Annotated in this window: 1 protein-coding gene; it reads left to right on the top strand. The window is 19.7% G+C overall.

Annotation, left to right across the window (positions count from 1 at the left end):
- Nucleotides 1-187: 187 nt before the first annotated feature.
- Complete coding sequence (locus G3997_RS01800) at nucleotides 188-370, top strand: hypothetical protein (protein WP_296647157.1); 183 nt, start codon at nucleotides 188-190, stop codon at nucleotides 368-370.
- Nucleotides 371-529: the final 159 nt, after the last annotated feature.

A 529-nucleotide genomic window follows, 5' to 3' on the forward strand; every position in this document is an offset into this window, starting at 1 on the left:
TATTATATAGTAATAAAGTTTAATAGAGGATAAATATATTCAAAATAATAATAATAAAAATAATTATTATAGAACGAAATTGTAAGGATATGAATTCTGCAAATATTTCATAATATCAAAGTAGAATATGAATTAAAACTTTGGATAAATTAATCATAAGAATTTTTTATAGGAGGATTAGTTTATTATGGATAATAATAAAAATAGACTTAAAGATAGACCTAAAACAAAAGCTGAAATGAGAAAAATGTATTCTGAACAGGGTTCTGAATTAGGTATAAAGGATGGATTACACATAGGAGCTAGAGATAGCGGTTCTAATAGAACTAAAACAGAAAAATTATATAATAAAGTAAAAAAAGAAGATTAGAATACAAATAGAATATTATAGTTTATTTAAGTATAAAAAAGAGGTTATATTGCTTTAAGCATAATCTCTTTTTTTATAATATTTAAATATTGTGATTAATGAAATAAATAGTATAATGTTAAAAGAAGTAATTATAAGATTTTAGAAATGATATTATTA

Origin of the sequence: Romboutsia sp. 13368, assembly GCF_018336475.1 — a bacterium.
Taxonomy (GTDB): Bacteria; Bacillota; Clostridia; order Peptostreptococcales; family Peptostreptococcaceae; genus Romboutsia.

What these genes read in the sequence shown, in the direction of transcription:
- G3997_RS01800 (WP_296647157.1), top strand. Translation starts at nt 188, where the DNA reads ATGGATAATAATAAAAATAGACTTAAAGATAGACCTAAAACAAAAGCT.